The sequence below is a fragment of the Pseudomonas sp. BIGb0381 genome (genome assembly GCF_024809815.1).
In the GTDB taxonomy this organism is placed as follows: Bacteria; Pseudomonadota; Gammaproteobacteria; order Pseudomonadales; family Pseudomonadaceae; genus Aquipseudomonas.
Genome location: NZ_JANUEN010000003.1, coordinates 159,764 through 173,668 on the forward strand (window position 1 = coordinate 159,764; position 13,905 = coordinate 173,668).

Annotated in this window: 13 protein-coding genes and 1 pseudogene; 4 read left to right on the plus strand and 10 right to left on the minus strand. The window is 60.1% G+C overall.

The genetic code is table 11. The features are described from left to right. Window positions 1-6: 6 nt before the first annotated feature. From M2397_RS10735 to M2397_RS10755, 5 genes are read right to left on the minus strand one after another with little or no spacing between them, the layout of a single operon-like run. Entirely contained in the window at window positions 7-1,002 is a 996-nt protein-coding gene (locus M2397_RS10735) for a MoxR family ATPase (protein WP_131697910.1), read from the minus strand. Continuing rightward, window positions 999-2,156 carry a DUF4350 domain-containing protein gene (locus tag M2397_RS10740; RefSeq protein WP_259243017.1) on the minus strand — a complete coding sequence of 386 codons (1,158 nt, stop codon included), beginning with the start codon at window positions 2,154-2,156 and terminating at the stop codon, window positions 999-1,001. The genes M2397_RS10735 and M2397_RS10740 overlap by 4 nt, the downstream gene beginning before the upstream one ends. Beyond that, a complete protein-coding gene (locus M2397_RS10745; protein ID WP_259243020.1) occupies window positions 2,153-3,673 on the minus strand; it encodes a DUF4129 domain-containing protein in 1,521 nt (506 codons plus the stop codon). The genes M2397_RS10740 and M2397_RS10745 overlap by 4 nt, the downstream gene beginning before the upstream one ends. Next, the gene (locus tag M2397_RS10750) at window positions 3,660-4,640 is read right to left on the minus strand and encodes a stage II sporulation protein M (RefSeq protein WP_131697907.1); all 981 of its coding nucleotides are present in this window, start codon (window positions 4,638-4,640) and stop codon (window positions 3,660-3,662) included. The genes M2397_RS10745 and M2397_RS10750 overlap by 14 nt, the downstream gene beginning before the upstream one ends. Next, window positions 4,637-5,329, minus strand: coding sequence for an RDD family protein (locus M2397_RS10755; RefSeq protein ID WP_131697906.1), 693 nt, complete (start codon window positions 5,327-5,329; stop codon window positions 4,637-4,639). The genes M2397_RS10750 and M2397_RS10755 overlap by 4 nt, the downstream gene beginning before the upstream one ends. Window positions 5,330-5,495: 166 nt before the next feature. Between M2397_RS10755 and sbcB the strand changes: the two genes are divergently transcribed. After that, entirely contained in the window at window positions 5,496-6,923 is a 1,428-nt protein-coding gene (sbcB, locus tag M2397_RS10760; protein WP_131697905.1) for an exodeoxyribonuclease I, read from the plus strand. 89 nt (window positions 6,924-7,012) lie between these two features. Here sbcB and mvaT read toward each other — a convergent pair whose 3' ends face one another. Further along, window positions 7,013-7,387 carry a histone-like nucleoid-structuring protein MvaT gene (gene mvaT / locus M2397_RS10765; protein WP_003175830.1) on the minus strand — a complete coding sequence of 125 codons (375 nt, stop codon included), beginning with the start codon at window positions 7,385-7,387 and terminating at the stop codon, window positions 7,013-7,015. Between the two features lie 348 nt (window positions 7,388-7,735). On the opposite strand from mvaT, the gene purU reads away from it, so the two are divergent. Together purU and M2397_RS10775 are read left to right on the plus strand one after the other, a co-directional pair. Continuing rightward, entirely contained in the window at window positions 7,736-8,584 is an 849-nt protein-coding gene (purU, locus tag M2397_RS10770) for a formyltetrahydrofolate deformylase (protein WP_131697904.1), read from the plus strand. 86 nt (window positions 8,585-8,670) lie between these two features. Beyond that, window positions 8,671-8,856: a hypothetical protein gene (locus M2397_RS10775; protein ID WP_131697903.1), complete on the plus strand. Its 186-nt coding sequence runs from the start codon at window positions 8,671-8,673 to the stop codon at window positions 8,854-8,856. 45 nt (window positions 8,857-8,901) lie between these two features. Here the strand turns inward: M2397_RS10775 and M2397_RS10780 are convergent, their stop codons facing one another. The 3 genes and pseudogenes from M2397_RS10780 to M2397_RS10790 form a co-directional block, all read right to left on the minus strand. Beyond that, window positions 8,902-9,645, minus strand: a complete 744-nt coding sequence (locus M2397_RS10780; protein WP_259243026.1) for a polysaccharide deacetylase family protein — start codon at window positions 9,643-9,645, stop codon at window positions 8,902-8,904. After that, on the minus strand, window positions 9,638-10,759 hold the full coding sequence (locus M2397_RS10785; RefSeq protein WP_131697901.1) for a glycosyltransferase family 1 protein: 1,122 nt from the start codon (window positions 10,757-10,759) through the stop codon (window positions 9,638-9,640). The genes M2397_RS10780 and M2397_RS10785 overlap by 8 nt, the downstream gene beginning before the upstream one ends. 184 nt (window positions 10,760-10,943) lie before the next feature. Then, a pseudogene (locus M2397_RS10790) lies at window positions 10,944-11,487 on the minus strand (hypothetical protein); the annotation flags it as partial. Window positions 11,488-11,678: 191 nt separating this feature from the next. Between M2397_RS10790 and M2397_RS10795 the strand changes: the two are divergent. After that, window positions 11,679-13,157, plus strand: coding sequence for a helicase HerA-like domain-containing protein (locus M2397_RS10795; RefSeq protein WP_145337942.1), 1,479 nt, complete (start codon window positions 11,679-11,681; stop codon window positions 13,155-13,157). Window positions 13,158-13,161: 4 nt separating this feature from the next. Here the strand turns inward: M2397_RS10795 and M2397_RS10800 are convergent, their stop codons facing one another. After that, window positions 13,162-13,617: a DUF721 domain-containing protein gene (locus tag M2397_RS10800; RefSeq protein ID WP_027605525.1), complete on the minus strand. Its 456-nt coding sequence runs from the start codon at window positions 13,615-13,617 to the stop codon at window positions 13,162-13,164. Window positions 13,618-13,905: the final 288 nt, after the last annotated feature.

Consider the following 13,905-nt stretch of genomic DNA (forward strand, 5'->3'; position numbering starts at 1 on the left):
GACGGGTCATTGCCGGGGGGCCGGAATCTGGTCCAGCAACTGCTTGAGCACCTGGTCGACCTCCAGCCCGTCTATATCCAGTTCTGGCGCAAGACGTACCCGGTGACGCAGTACCGCTAGGGCACAGCCCTTGATGTCGTCCGGTGTGACGAACTCGCCTGCACGTAACAAGGCCCGTGCGCGGGCGCCGCGTACCAGGGCAATGGAGGCTCGCGGGCCGGCGCCTATGGCCAGTCCCGGCCAGCTGCGGGTTGCTCGCGCCAGGCGCACGGCATAGTCGAGCACGTGTTCATCCAGGGCCAGTTCACTGGCGATCCGTTGCAGTTGCAGCACGTCCTCGGCCTTCAGCACGGTGCGCAACGGTTGCACATCCAGCATGTCGGCCCGTGATGAGCGCGTCACTTCGCGCACCATATCCAGTTCCTGCTGAGCATCGGGGTAGTCCATGCGTACCTTGAGCATGAAACGGTCCAGTTCCGCTTCCGGCAGGGGATAGGTGCCTTCCTGTTCGATGGGGTTTTGCGTGGCAAGTACCATGAACGGCTGGCCGATGGGCAGCGCCTCGCCTTCGAGGGTGACTTGCCGTTCCTGCATGGCTTCGAGCAGGGCAGCCTGGGTCTTGGCCGGGGCGCGGTTGATTTCGTCGGCCAGCAACAAGTGGGTAAATACTGGTCCCTTGCGCAGCTTGAACTGCTCGGTGTGCAGGTCGTACACCGCGTGGCCGGTGACATCGCTGGGCATCAGGTCCGGGGTGAACTGGATCCGCGCGAATTCGCCGTCAAAGCAACGGGCCAGGGCACGTACCAGCAAGGTCTTGCCCAGCCCGGGGACACCCTCGAGCAATACGTGGCCGCCGGCGATCAGCGCGGTGAGTACATCATCGATCACCTGATCCTGCCCGATCACCGCCTTGCGCAGTTCAATGCGCAGGGCCTGGGCCTGCTGGCTAGCACGTTGCAGAGAGTCGCCGGGCAGGGTGTTAGCGCTGGGAAATTCGCTCATAGGGCATTCCTGAGGGTTTGCAGGCACGCCACCTGCCGGCTGAAATCGGCACTGGAAAGCCGTTTTGCCGGGAGTGGGCCGAGGGCCTGGCTGATGACGTGAGAGGGTTGGCGCGTCAGGTGGGCAAGTACTCGCCCCTGTTCCGTGTTGTCGAGATGTTCAAAGCCGGGATGACGCCGCCGTGCGGCGCGCAGGATGTCGCGCTGCAAGGCCTGCAATAGTGTGCCTTGGCCGCTGCGACGCAGCAGGAAGTCGGCACTGGCTTTCAGGTGCTCCTGCAATTGCCGGCGTGCCTTGGGGGCGGGCGCCTGGATTGGGCCCTGGCGCATACCTGCCTGCCAGAGTGCCAGGGCAATCAGGGCAATGAGCGCCACCAACGCCTGGGGGAAATAACGCAGCAGCAGGGTGAACAGGTCATCCACGTTGCTGTTGAACAACAAGGTCACGGCAGTGCCCTGGGCCAGGTACCACAGCAGCCAGGCATTGTCGTGTTTGCCAATAGCCGGTGTTTTCCACAGGTCGCTGTCGGTGATCACCGTGACGCGGCCTTGCCCGACATCGAGTTGCATCAAGTGGCTCGACCTGGCGCTATTGGCTGAAAATTGTGCCCGGTGCTTGGGGTCGATGAGATTGAAGTCGGTGTCGAAACTGAAATAGGCCGGTGCGGTGTCGTTGTCGACATAGAGTTTGGTCAGGTCCGGTGCTTTGTTTTTGCGGGCCTGTGCGGGGTCATCAGGTTCATCGCTGAGGGCCTGGTGGATATGCAGGCGATCGAGCAGCATGTCGCCGCTCTTGCCGGCTTCTTCGTCCCACAGGGCCTCGGCGACTACCAGTAGATGGCCGCCGGACTTGGCCCAGTCCAGGAGTTGCCCTACCTGGCGTGGCGACATGTTGCCGCGCTCGCCCAGTAACAACAGGCTGTTGCCCTTGGCGGGCAGGGTAGTCAGGCGTTCCAGGCCATTGGCGTGTTCCACGGCCAGGCCTTGCTGGCGCAGAAAGTGTTCGGCCGCCAGGTAAGGGTTGGCCATGGCTTCCGGGGAGGGGCCGCGGTCCACCACTTCTTCATAGGGGATCGCTTTGCTCCAAGCGTAAAAGCCGCCCGCTCCAAGCAGGCACGCCATCACTAGCCCCACCCACAGTAATGGCCGGTTCATTGGGCGCCTCCCGAACTGAACAGGGCACGCCAATCGTTGCACAATTTCTGCTGGGCTGAGACCGGGGGGAGGTGGTGGCCATAGGCAAGGTTTTGCCAGTGCCGAGTCAATTCATCACTGAAGGCCAGTAACTGCGGCTGCTGCAACTGGTGAATGCGTTGCAGGACCTGACCTTCGGTGTCGGCGCTTTTAAGGGGCAGGTTGAAATCATGCAACAACCTGCTCAGCAGGCCACGATACAAAAGACCGAGGGCTTCCCGTGGCTGGGTAGACCAGAGTTGCTCGGCAGTGCTGGCGATATCCTCGGGCAGTGTCTCGGTGCCCAGCTCCAAGCCGAACAATTGTGCGGGTGATGGTTTCGCCGCTTTGGGTGTACGTGCCCCGCGCAGGCTGACAAAGGTGCGCAACCAGTCCCGATAACGCCATGCCAGCAGGGCCACGCCACCGATCAGCAGGCTCCATAACAGTACTTCCAGGCCTTGGGCGACAGGCTTGAAAGTATTGCTGTTGAGGTTGTCCAGCAGTGCCTGCAGCCATGCCGGAAGTTTGCCGTCACTGTGTGCCTTGTTTTTAACGACGGGTTTTTCTTCGCCAAAGCGATAGCGGGTGACGGTTTCCGGATTTTTGAAGGGAGGCTTGTCCAGCAGCGATTTGATGGATTGGCTTGCGCTTTGGGGGGGCAGTGGTTTGGCTTCATCCGCCATGGCGGGCGGGTTGAATGACAGCAAGGTCAGTCCGATTAACAGCATTAACAGCGGCGCTGCACTGCTCAGGCGCTGGCGCAGGCGGCGGAATACCAGTTCCAAGTCCCACGCCTCCAGTAGGGTGCGACGATTGAGATAAAGGCTGAAACCACAGGCGACATAGATGGGCTCCCAAAACAACAGGATCAAGGCGTAGAAGGCATTGCTCAAGTGTTCCAGCCAGACCCCCTCGGAGCCCGTCGCCAGCGCCAACCGTTGCCAATCCCAATCCAGTTCAAGTTGTTGCGGAATGAATAGATAGAACAGTGCCATGCAGCCGAACCACAACCCGATTTCCAGGTGCACCCCAACGGTGGTCAACCACCGCGCGGCACCGGCATTGCGCTGCTGCAGCACGCCCAGGCGTTTCTGACGCGCCTGGCCGTCCAAACCTTCGAGCTGGCTGACCGGCATTACAAAACTACGGCTGAGGCTAAGTCGGCGCCAGGTCAGGCTGGCCAGCAGTTGGTGGTTAAGCAGTCTTGGCCATTCGCGCACAGCCTGTTTAAGGCTGGGCGTTTCGCCGAACAGGGCTTTGGAGAGGATATATAGAGGCAAGCGGTCGAAGGCCGGTTTGAACCACCAGAACAGGAACATGGCTGCGGATGGGTACTTCCATAGCAACGCGGTAAGCAGGGCAAAAACCGGCAGGGTCACCAGCGCCCAACTGCTCATCAACAGCAGGCGATGTTCCCGGGCCATTAATACCCCAAGGTCCATGGCCTCCCATGCGGTACGCGGTCGAATCGCCACGCTGGCATTACTCAGGCGCATGGCGAGTCCGTCCGGCAAAGGTCAGGTAAGCCGCCACCAGCAGCCAAAGTGCAGCGCCCACCAGGTATTTGACCCAAGGGGCGATCTGGGTGGTGGAAGACCAGTAGGCCTCGATAAATGCCGCGATCAGCAGGAACACCATGACACCGCACAGCAGTTGCACACTCTTGCGAGCTGCGAGCCGTAGGGATTCGCCACGGGTCAGTTGCCCCGGGGCGATCAACGCCCAGCCCAGTTGCAAGCCCGCGGCACCGGCGAGTGCAATGGCCGTCAACTCAAAGGCCCCATGGCCGATGACGAATGACCAGAAGGTCTGCCCATAGCCGATTTCGGTCAGGTGCCCGGAAATCGCGCCGATGATCAGCCCATTGAATATCAGGAAAAACACACTGCCCAGGCCGAACAGCAAACCGGCGGCAAATGTCTGAAAGGCGATACCGATGTTGTGCATTACGTAGTAGCCAAACATCATCCAGTCTTCGCTCGAAGCACGTTCGGCAGCACGCCCCAGCCGGCTGGCTTCGGGGTCATACATGCTCTGCATCTCGGCCACCTGCTGGGGGCTGACAATGCTGTAGATCAGGTCGGGAAACAGATAGACCAGCAGGGCAATGCCCAGCAGGCTGCCAAAGAACAGCAGGCTGGCAATCAACACGAAACGCCACTGGTCTCGTACCAGTCGCGGAAAGTCGGCCAGGATGAAACTCAGCAGATTCGCCGCCAATTGGCTGCGGTGGCGATACAGTTGTTGATGGCCGCGCAATGCCAGTTGTTGCAGGGGGTCCACCAGGTAACTGCTGTAGCCGCGTTCCTGGGCGAGGGCCAGGTGCTGGCATAGACGCCGGTATTGATGAGGGAAATCGGCCATGTCACTGGCCTTGGCCTTGCCGTGCTCCAACAACTTCAGCTGTTCGGCAAAGGATTGCCATTGGTGCTGGTAACGGCTTTCGAAGAGACTCTGCTTCATGTCGGCCCCAACAGGCCACGGGCCACACCATTGAGTTGCTCCACGGCGCGGGCCGGGGATACTTGCAGCGGCGTTGCAAGGATCGAGGCGAGCTCGTGTACCCGTTCGGCGGACAGTTCACCCTGGCGTTCCGCGAAGCCAAGAATCGCTCGCTGCTCACTCAGGTCCAGGGCAAACGGCAAGCGCAGTGCCGCAGCTTGAGGTACCTGGGGACGTGCCAGAGGCTGTTCGCGGTAGACCACCAAGGTGCCAGCGGCCAGGTCGCCAAGGCGTTTGAAGTGAGGATGTTGCAAGCAACTGATTGCGCCGAGAAAGTAGCCGAAAGGCAGCATGTCGACAAACCGCAGGAGGTTGCGGATCAGCGACGCCGACCAGCCTATGGGGGTGCCGTCGTCCTGCACGACCCGTAAGCCCATGACCTGTTTGCCCGGTGAGCAGCCCTGGTTGAGTACCTCGAACAGCACCATGTACCACCAACTGACCAGGAACAACAAAAGCGACCCCAGGCCGATACCAATATTGCCGAGCAGCGCCAACGGCACCAGCAGCACGCCCATGATCACTGCGCGTGCGCCGAGGTCGAAGGCAAATGCCAGCGCCCGTGACACCAGTCCGGCTGGGCGCAGCGGCAGGTCGATGCCCTCCGGGGTCTCGATCTGGTAGAGGGTATCCAATGGGGCTGATGGCATCGCGATCCTTGGCAGTGCAGAGCGGCTGGAGACACGGATGCTAACAGTGTCGGCGATGGAAGCAACTACCCAAGGTTTTGCTGGATGTTTGTACAGTGTAATTGGTGCTGGCCGCGAATACGACTGAACGCCTAGACTTTGTCGATCTTCAGCACAGGAATAGCCCGTGACCTCCATTTTCTGGTACGACTATGAAACCACCGGCATCAACCCGCGCAGCGATCGCCCACTCCAGGTTGCCGGCATTCGTACGGATCTCGATCTCAACGAGGTCGGCCCGCCGGTCAATCTTTACTGTCAGCCGAGCGACGACATCCTGCCCCATCCCGCCGCTTGTGCCATCACCGGCATCACCCCTGTAATACTGGCGGAAAAAGGTCTGGCCGAGGCCGATTTCATGACCCGTGTACATGCCGAACTGGCGGCCCCGGGGACGTGCGGCGCAGGTTACAACACGTTGCGGTTTGATGATGAAATGACGCGCTACAGCCTGTATCGCAATTTTTTCGACCCTTACGCGCGGGAGTGGCAGGGCGGTAACAGCCGCTGGGACCTGATCGACGTGGTTCGCACTGCCTACGCCCTGCGTCCGGAAGGCATCGAGTGGCCGCAGCAGGACGGGCGCGTGACCCTCAAGCTTGAGCGCCTGACCGCCGCCAACGGCATTGACCACGGCCAGGCCCACGATGCGTTATCCGACGTGCGTGCCACGATCGCCCTGGCGCGCCTGGTGCGCGAGAAGCAGCCCAAGCTTTACGACTGGCTGTTTCAACTGCGCAGCAAGCAACGGGTGATGGACCAGGTGCGCTTGCTGCAACCCATGGTGCATATTTCCGGACGTTTTTCTGCCGAGCGTCATTACCTGGGTGTCGTGCTGCCCCTGGCCTGGCACCCGCGCAACCGTAATGCGCTGATTGTCTGCGACCTTGGGCTCGAACCCCAGGGGCTGCTGGACATGGATGCCGCTGCCTTGCGCCAACGCCTGTACACCCGTCGTGAGGACCTTGCCGAAGGAGAGCTGCCGGTGCCGCTCAAGTTGGTGCATATCAACCGTTGCCCCGTGGTCGCGCCCTTGAATGTACTGCGGGCCGAGGACCGTGAACGCCTGCAATTGGATATGGATATTTGCCAGGCGCGGGCCCTGCGGCTAACTGACGCACAGGAACTTTGGCGCGATAAGTTGGCGGTCATTTACGCCGAGGAAGATTTTGCCCCGAGCTCAGACCCGGAACAGCAGCTTTACGAGGGTTTTATCGGGGATCGTGATCGGCGGTTATGCGAGCAAGTCCGGGCGGCTGATCCTGCGCAGTTAGCCAGCCGGCAGTGGCCTTTTGATGATCACCGTTTGCCTGAATTATTGTTTCGTTACCGGGCGCGCAACTTCCCCGATACGCTGAACAGCGAGGAGCTACAACGCTGGAAACTTTTCTGTCAGCAGCGTTTGGCAAATCCTGAATTCGGCGCGCCGAATACCCTTGAGGCATTTAATCTAGCTCGGCAGGAGTTGGCCGTTAGTGCGACGCCGTTTCAGCAGCAGGTGCTGGAGCAGTGGCAGGGATATGCTGAGTCTTTAGCTGCTCGTGTGAATCGGTAATAGCGGTTTGTAGAAAAGACGGACAATAAAAAACGCCAGCAAGCTGGCGTTTTTAATGGGTCGCGTATCAAGCGCGGACCAGGCGAAGCTTAGCCCAGCAGGGTAGCCCAGCCTTCAACCACGTCACCGCCCCACTTGGCTTTCCACTCTTTCAGGGTTTTGTGGTTGCCGCCTTTGGTTTCAATCACTTCGCCGTTGTGCGGGTTTTTGTATTGCTTGACCTTGCGAGCACGCTTGGTACCGGTAGTTTTTACGGCGCCACGTGGTGCTTTAACTTTCGACTCTGGATCCAGCAGCGCGATGATGTCACGCAGGGATTTGGAGTATTCACCCATGAGGGTGCGCAGTTTGCCTTCGAATTCCAGCTCGGTTTTCAGTTTGTCATCTTGGGACAGGTTCTTCAAACGAGCTTGCAGCTCTTTGATAGCTTCTTCGGTGGCACGGTATTCGTTGATCAGAGACATGTGGACTACCTTATGTAGAACGCTGATTGACAGGGAGAGTGGCCCAATAATAGTCAGGCGGTTTCCTCAAGTAAACATTTAAGAGCGCATTTAGGTGAATTACTTTGAATGTTTGTAAAGGCGCTATGCAATCGAGTTAATTAGTAGGGGCTACCCCGCAAATAACCTGCTTAATTTTTCCATAATTGCCGCAGCTTGCGCTGTTCATTCATATAGCGCTGGTAAAACCATGCGCTATTAAGGGATGTGACCAGGTCGGGGGATCAGAATAAGGCTCATCGAATACTGCAGTTTTTCTGCACAATCGCTAGAATGGCGGCCTTTGCGAAGTTCTGGAGTTCCCCCCTAATGCGCACTTTTCGGCTGGTGATTGCTTGCCCGGACCGGGTCGGCATCGTTGCCAAAGTCAGTAACTTTCTGGCCTCCCACAACGGCTGGATCACCGAGGCGAGCCATCACTCGGACAATCTCAGCGGTTGGTTCTTCATGCGTCACGAAATCCGTGCCGACACGCTGCCCTTTGGTCTTGAGGCTTTCCGCGAGGCATTTGCGCCAATCGCAGAAGAGTTTTCGATGACCTGGCACATCACCGACACCGAGCAGAAAAAGCGCGTAGTGTTGATGGCCAGCCGCGAATCCCACTGCCTGGCCGACTTGCTGCACCGCTGGCACAGCGACGAGCTGGATTGTGAGATCGCGTGCGTGATCTCCAACCATGACGACCTGCGCAGTATGGTCGAGTGGCATGGCATCCCCTACTACCACGTGCCGGTCAACCCGCAGGACAAGGAGCCGGCGTTCGCCGAGGTCTCTCGCCTGGTCAAGCGGCATGAGGCCGACGTGGTCGTGCTGGCGCGCTACATGCAAATCCTGCCGCCGCAGCTGTGCCGCGAATACGCGGGCAAGGTGATTAACATCCACCACAGCTTCCTGCCGTCGTTCGTGGGGGCCAAGCCTTACCACCAGGCTTCCTTGCGTGGCGTGAAGTTGATTGGCGCAACCTGCCATTACGTCACCGAAGAGCTGGATGCCGGTCCGATCATCGAGCAGGACGTGGTGCGTGTCAGCCACAGCGACAGCATTGAGGACATGGTGCGGTTTGGCCGGGATGTCGAGAAGATGGTGCTGGCCCGTGGCCTGCGCTATCACCTGGAAGATCGCGTGTTGGTGCACGGCAACAAGACTGTCGTGTTCTGATCAACGCGTTTAGATTGAAGAATGGAGGGCCTGGGCGTTAAATCGCTGCAGGCCCTTTTTCTTTGTCGGCCATTGAGGAGTCGGCGATGCGCGATCCACTTGATAAAGCCACGTCCAAAGCGCCGGCTACGTTGGGCGAAGGCTGTCTGAGTCGTTACGACCCTGACGCGCTGGATGCCGAGGATGGCACCGACTTTCCCGGAGCTGCCCAGCTGTGGGAGCAGTTGCAATTGCCGGACGAGCCGCAAGAGTCTTCTGAAAAAGACGCTTGAGCAGCGCCGGCGAATACCCGTCCGACAGCCGTCAAACCACCCGACTCAGGGTTGCGCTGCCAGCCACGCCACTTTGGTCTGCGGCGTGCGGCCAGCGGCCAGCAGGCGTTGCAGGGTTTCAATCCAGTAACGACGGGAAAAATCGTGGCGCATATCCACGGGATGCAGCCCCAGTCGAATCACCGGGGCGTTCTGCCAGCGCTGTTCACGGTGGTCGCTGACGAGTTTGGATAAGCCCCGACGCCAGCTGCTACGGGCACTCCACACCAGGCCCGGGGCGTCGATACGGCTGAAGTCGGGGAGCCGGTACAGGTGTTGTGGATCGCTGGTGTAGTTCAGCGGCAATTGGCGCAAGGCATCACGGGTGCCTTGGCTCATCAACCAGGCGGGTGCAACGAACCCATGAAGTGGCCAGTCGTTGCGGCGAAATACCTCGATGCCGGCGCGAATACGTTCCAGGGCCTGGGCCTGTGGCAATTGGTAGAACTCACCTTCGTGAGTATAGATGCGACGCATGAACCATTCTTTGGGCGTGCGCGGTGGCGGTTGATCATCGCTATGGAAGTAGCCATGCAGGGCCAGTTCATCGCCCCGCTCCAGGCGGCGGTCCAGCAGTCGTCGAAAGTCTCCTTGGGTGGACAGTGCATCACGATGATGAAAGTCCGGCACTACCAGCCAGGTGACAGGCACCGCTCCCAGCGCGTCAACGGCTTCGACAAACGGTCGGTAGTCGGCCCAGTTGTGCGGTGCCACGTCATGCAAGACCAGCAACACCGAGCGCTCAGCCATGGGAAAGCATCGGCTTGTGGCTGCCGAGTACCGCACGATAATGGCCCAGCAGGCTGTCGACCACCGCATCCCACGCATAATGCTGCGTCACATATCGGCGTGCCTGTGCGCCCAGGTGACGGCTGTCGGCGCTGAACAACTCGCGCACCTTATCGGCCATAGCCTTGGGGTTGTTCGGGGGGCACAACAGGCCGCAGTGCTCATGGACAATTTCAGTGAAGGCGCCAGCGGCCACTGCAACTACCGGGATCCCGCAAGCCATGGCCTCCAGGATTACCAGGCCAAAGGTTTCCTGGTCCCCGCCATGCAGCAGCGCATCGGCACTGGCCATCAACCGCGCGACATGCGGGGCAGGCCTGAACCCATCGACGACCGTGACATTGTCCGGCACGCTGGCAGGCATGCTGGAGCCTACCAAGAGCAGGTGATAGCCACTCCCCAGGCGTTTCATGCAGTTGAGCAGCACTGGCAGGTTCTTTTCCTTGGAGCCGCGCCCGGCGAAGATCAGCAGGCGCGTGTCTTCACTGACCCCCAACTCCGCACGCAACCCCGGGTCGCGCCTGTCCGGGGTGAAGGTCTGCAGGTCCACCCCCAGCGGCTGAACGAAAACATTCTTCACCCCAAGCCCCGTGAGCTTGTCGGCCATTATCCGGCTGGGTGCCAGGACGCGATCGAAATTCCCATAGAGCTTGCTGACGTAGGCTTCGACATTCGGGGTAAGCCAGGGCCCCATGCGGTTGCGCACCAACAACGGCAGGTCGGAGTGATAAAAGCCGATCACCGGCACATCCAGCTGGCGCCGGGCATCCAGCGCGGCCCAGGCGGTCAGGTAGGGGTCACCCACCTCGATCAGATCAGGCTGTAAATCGTGTAGGACGTTTCGCCATGGCGCCAGGCGCAGCGGGAACCGGTAGCCTTTGCCGAAGGGCAGGGCGGGGGCCGGCACCTTGAATATTCCATCCTGTTCGCTCAGGTGTGCACCGGGGATCAGCAGGCTGTGGCGGATGCCCGGCTTGAGCGCCAGGCGCCGGTGCTTGGCGTCGAGATAAGTGCGTACGCCACCGCTGGCTGGGGCGTAGAACATGGTTATGTCAGCGATATGCACGATGAACATCCCTCCGATCCATTGCTCTCCCCTACGTGGACCTGAGGTAAGGATAGATGTTCGATCGGGATAGGTGTCGCTGCAGTCATCAGCTGGAAACGGGCCAGATGTGGGAGCAGGGCTGCTCCCACAAGGTTTTTTGCAGTGAGTGTCAGATCCGGAAGCTGCCCACCAGCTGTTTCAACCGCGCCGCCTGCTGTTCCAGGTCACCTTCGCCGTCGGCGATGTCCTGCATCGCGCGAGTCATCACGTGCAGCGGCTGCAGCAGCACGCGTATCAGCATGCCGAGCAGGGCGATGATGATCACCACGGCAATCACGGTGGCGATTACGGCGGAGGTGCGAAATTTGCTGAGCATTGCGTAGGCATCGTCCTTATCCACCAGGGTCTGCAGGCTCAGGTCGCCGCCGGCCACACCGATGCTCTGGCTATCTTGGCGCTGGGGGGGCGATGGAGATTCGGGGTTTCTGCTCCAGCAGGCTGGCAACCGCACCGGGTTCAGGGTTAATGGCGATGTTCTGTGCGGCGTTTTCTACCAGCGCGATACGTCAGGTCAGCCAGGTCTGGATACTGTTCGCGGTGACGTCGCCCATCTCGTGCAGGTAGCTATTGGGGTCGTCGCGTATCGCATTACGTTGCAAATAGTCGTTATAAAGAGTGAACAGCGTAAATGCGGCGATGACGATAAGGGCGGCTGCAAGCAGGATTTTATGGCTGAAACGCAGATTTTTATTCATAGCTTGAAGGGGCCGCTAAGGTCTTAATATCCGAGGCGCGTCCTTGTGGAACACGCGGAAGGGTAGCGTCAAAAAAAGTTTGATATTTCCGTTGGTCCCTGTAGGAACTATCTGAGCGTTTTTTAGACTTTGTGGGTCTCACATCTGTCTTATAGACCTGGCGACACTAAAGATTAACCATGGGTGACGAAATGCCTGACTCCACGCAACTCCTTATCGGTGCCGGTCTTGACGGCCAGCCCATTGCCCAGGCCATGCGCCTGGCCAACCGTCACGGGTTGATCGCCGGCGCCACGGGCACGGGCAAAACGGTCACATTGCAACGCCTGGCCGAAGCCTTCAGTGATGCGGGCGTGGCGGTATTTGCGGCTGATATCAAAGGTGACCTCTGTGGCCTGGGTGCCGCCGCCAGCCCCCAGGGCAAGGTGGCCGAGCGTATCGCCGGCATGCCTTTCCTTAATTACACGGCCAAGGCGTACCCCGTGACGCTGTGGGACATCCACGGGCAGTCCGGTCATCCGCTGCGCACCACCATCAGCGAAATGGGGCCGTTGTTGCTCGGCAGTTTGCTGGAGCTCACCGATAGCCAGCAGTCGGCCCTTTACGCGGCGTTCAAGGTGGCGGATCGCGAGGGCCTGTTGCTGCTGGACCTCAAGGACCTCAAGGCCCTGCTCAACCACCTGCGCTATCACCCGGAGTTGCTCGGCGAAGACGCGGCGCTGATGACTACTGGCTCCAGCCAGGCGCTGTTGCGGCGTCTGGCAGTATTGGAGCAACAGGGCGCCGAGGCCTTGTTTGGCGAGCCGGCCCTGCAGCTTGAAGACATCTTGCAGCCCACCAGCGACGGGCGCGGACGTATCCATCTGCTGGACGCCAGCCGCCTGGTGCATGAAGCGCCGAAGGTGTACGCGACCTTCCTGTTGTGGCTGTTGGCGGAATTGTTCGAGCAACTGCCGGAGCGCGGCGATGCCGACAAACCGTTGCTGGCGCTGTTTTTCGACGAGGCGCATTTATTGTTCGCGGATACGCCCAAGGCTTTGCAAGAACGATTGGAGCAAGTGGTGCGACTGATTCGTTCCAAGGGTGTGGGGGTGTATTTCGTTACCCAATCGCCGGGCGACCTGCCAGACACCGTGCTGGCGCAACTGGGTTTGCGGGTCCAGCATGGCCTGCGGGCGTTCACTACGAAAGAACAGAAATCCTTGCGGGCGGTAGCAGACGGGTTCCGGCCGAACCCGGCGTTTGATGCTTTATCGGTGTTGACCGAGTTGGGCACCGGAGAGGCACTGGTGGGCACCTTGCAGGAAAAAGGTACGCCGGAAGTCGTCCAACGCGTACTGGTCGCGCCGCCGCAATCGCGAATCGGGCCGCTGAGCGCCGCTGAGCGCGCCACATTGGTGGCCAGTTCGCCGTTGCAGGGGCGCTATGACAAGCCGATTGATCGCGAGTCGGCCTATGAAGTATTGATGGCGCGCAAGGCGCTTGGACCGACCGAAGAGGCCAGGCAGTCCGACGAGGAGCCTAGCTTCACTGACAAGGCCGGGGCGTTTCTGGGAACCACCGCAGGCAAGGCGCTGAAATCCGCGATGCAGCAGGCGGCCAATCAGATGGGGCGCCAACTGGTGCGTGGCTTGCTGGGGTCTTTGCTGGGAGGTAGTAAGCGCAAGTAGCGGTTCAGGGTTTGGGCTTGCCATGGGCGGCCAGCCGCTCAAGTGCCGCGCGCAAGCCCGGATCGCTGATCCCGTCGGCCGTGGCCTGAATCGTCTCGGCCGCCGTCTCCGACAAGTCCATCGTGTGGCCCGCCGCGCCTTGCTGCACGGTCGGCGGCTGCACCTTGAACTGGATGCGCGTCAAGCTGGCGAACTCATCGAATGCCATCAATTGACGCTGCAGGCGTTTTTGCTGATAGCGCAAGCGGGTCGCCCAGTGGCCATCTGTGACAATCAGCAGCAGGTTGCCTTCACGCCAGGACGCCACATGGCAGTGTTCGCGGGCGGCCGGTTGCAGTTGGCTTTCGAGCAGGCGTTGCAAGTGGCCCAAGCGTTGCGCATGGCCAAAGATGGCTTTCAACGGCTTGGCTTCGCGAAGCAACACGCTGGGCGCGCGGGCTGTAAGAGGGCGAAATGCCATGATTGGACACCTTAAGTAACAGAGCGGCCATCTTAGCAGAAAGCGTCTACGCGGCCCCGGGCAATGCATTGCCGGGGCTTTATCCACAAAATCAATGAGCTCCACGGGTTGAAGTTCGCGCAAAAGCCCTTATTTTAAACAAGCCCTCTCACAGCCCCTTGCCCGCCTCGGGGAACAACGCCACTTTCCTCACCCACGATTCCGGGTAGAATGCGCGTTCGCATGCGGCCGTGAGGGCTGCTCGGGCCACTCACGGTGCGCCCTCCATCCCTATGTGTGGAAGAACCT

What these genes read in the sequence shown, in the direction of transcription:
- M2397_RS10735 (WP_131697910.1), bottom strand. Translation starts at nt 1,002, where the DNA reads ATGAGCGAATTTCCCAGCGCTAACACCCTGCCCGGCGACTCTCTGCAA.
- M2397_RS10740 (WP_259243017.1), bottom strand. Translation starts at nt 2,156, where the DNA reads ATGAACCGGCCATTACTGTGGGTGGGGCTAGTGATGGCGTGCCTGCTT.
- M2397_RS10745 (WP_259243020.1), bottom strand. Translation starts at nt 3,673, where the DNA reads ATGCGCCTGAGTAATGCCAGCGTGGCGATTCGACCGCGTACCGCATGG.
- M2397_RS10750 (WP_131697907.1), bottom strand. Translation starts at nt 4,640, where the DNA reads ATGAAGCAGAGTCTCTTCGAAAGCCGTTACCAGCACCAATGGCAATCC.
- M2397_RS10755 (WP_131697906.1), bottom strand. Translation starts at nt 5,329, where the DNA reads ATGCCATCAGCCCCATTGGATACCCTCTACCAGATCGAGACCCCGGAG.
- mvaT (WP_003175830.1), bottom strand. Translation starts at nt 7,387, where the DNA reads ATGTCTCTGATCAACGAATACCGTGCCACCGAAGAAGCTATCAAAGAG.
- purU (WP_131697904.1), top strand. Translation starts at nt 7,736, where the DNA reads ATGCGCACTTTTCGGCTGGTGATTGCTTGCCCGGACCGGGTCGGCATC.
- M2397_RS10775 (WP_131697903.1), top strand. Translation starts at nt 8,671, where the DNA reads ATGCGCGATCCACTTGATAAAGCCACGTCCAAAGCGCCGGCTACGTTG.
- M2397_RS10780 (WP_259243026.1), bottom strand. Translation starts at nt 9,645, where the DNA reads ATGGCTGAGCGCTCGGTGTTGCTGGTCTTGCATGACGTGGCACCGCAC.
- M2397_RS10785 (WP_131697901.1), bottom strand. Translation starts at nt 10,759, where the DNA reads ATGTTCATCGTGCATATCGCTGACATAACCATGTTCTACGCCCCAGCC.
- M2397_RS10795 (WP_145337942.1), top strand. Translation starts at nt 11,679, where the DNA reads ATGCCTGACTCCACGCAACTCCTTATCGGTGCCGGTCTTGACGGCCAG.
- M2397_RS10800 (WP_027605525.1), bottom strand. Translation starts at nt 13,617, where the DNA reads ATGGCATTTCGCCCTCTTACAGCCCGCGCGCCCAGCGTGTTGCTTCGC.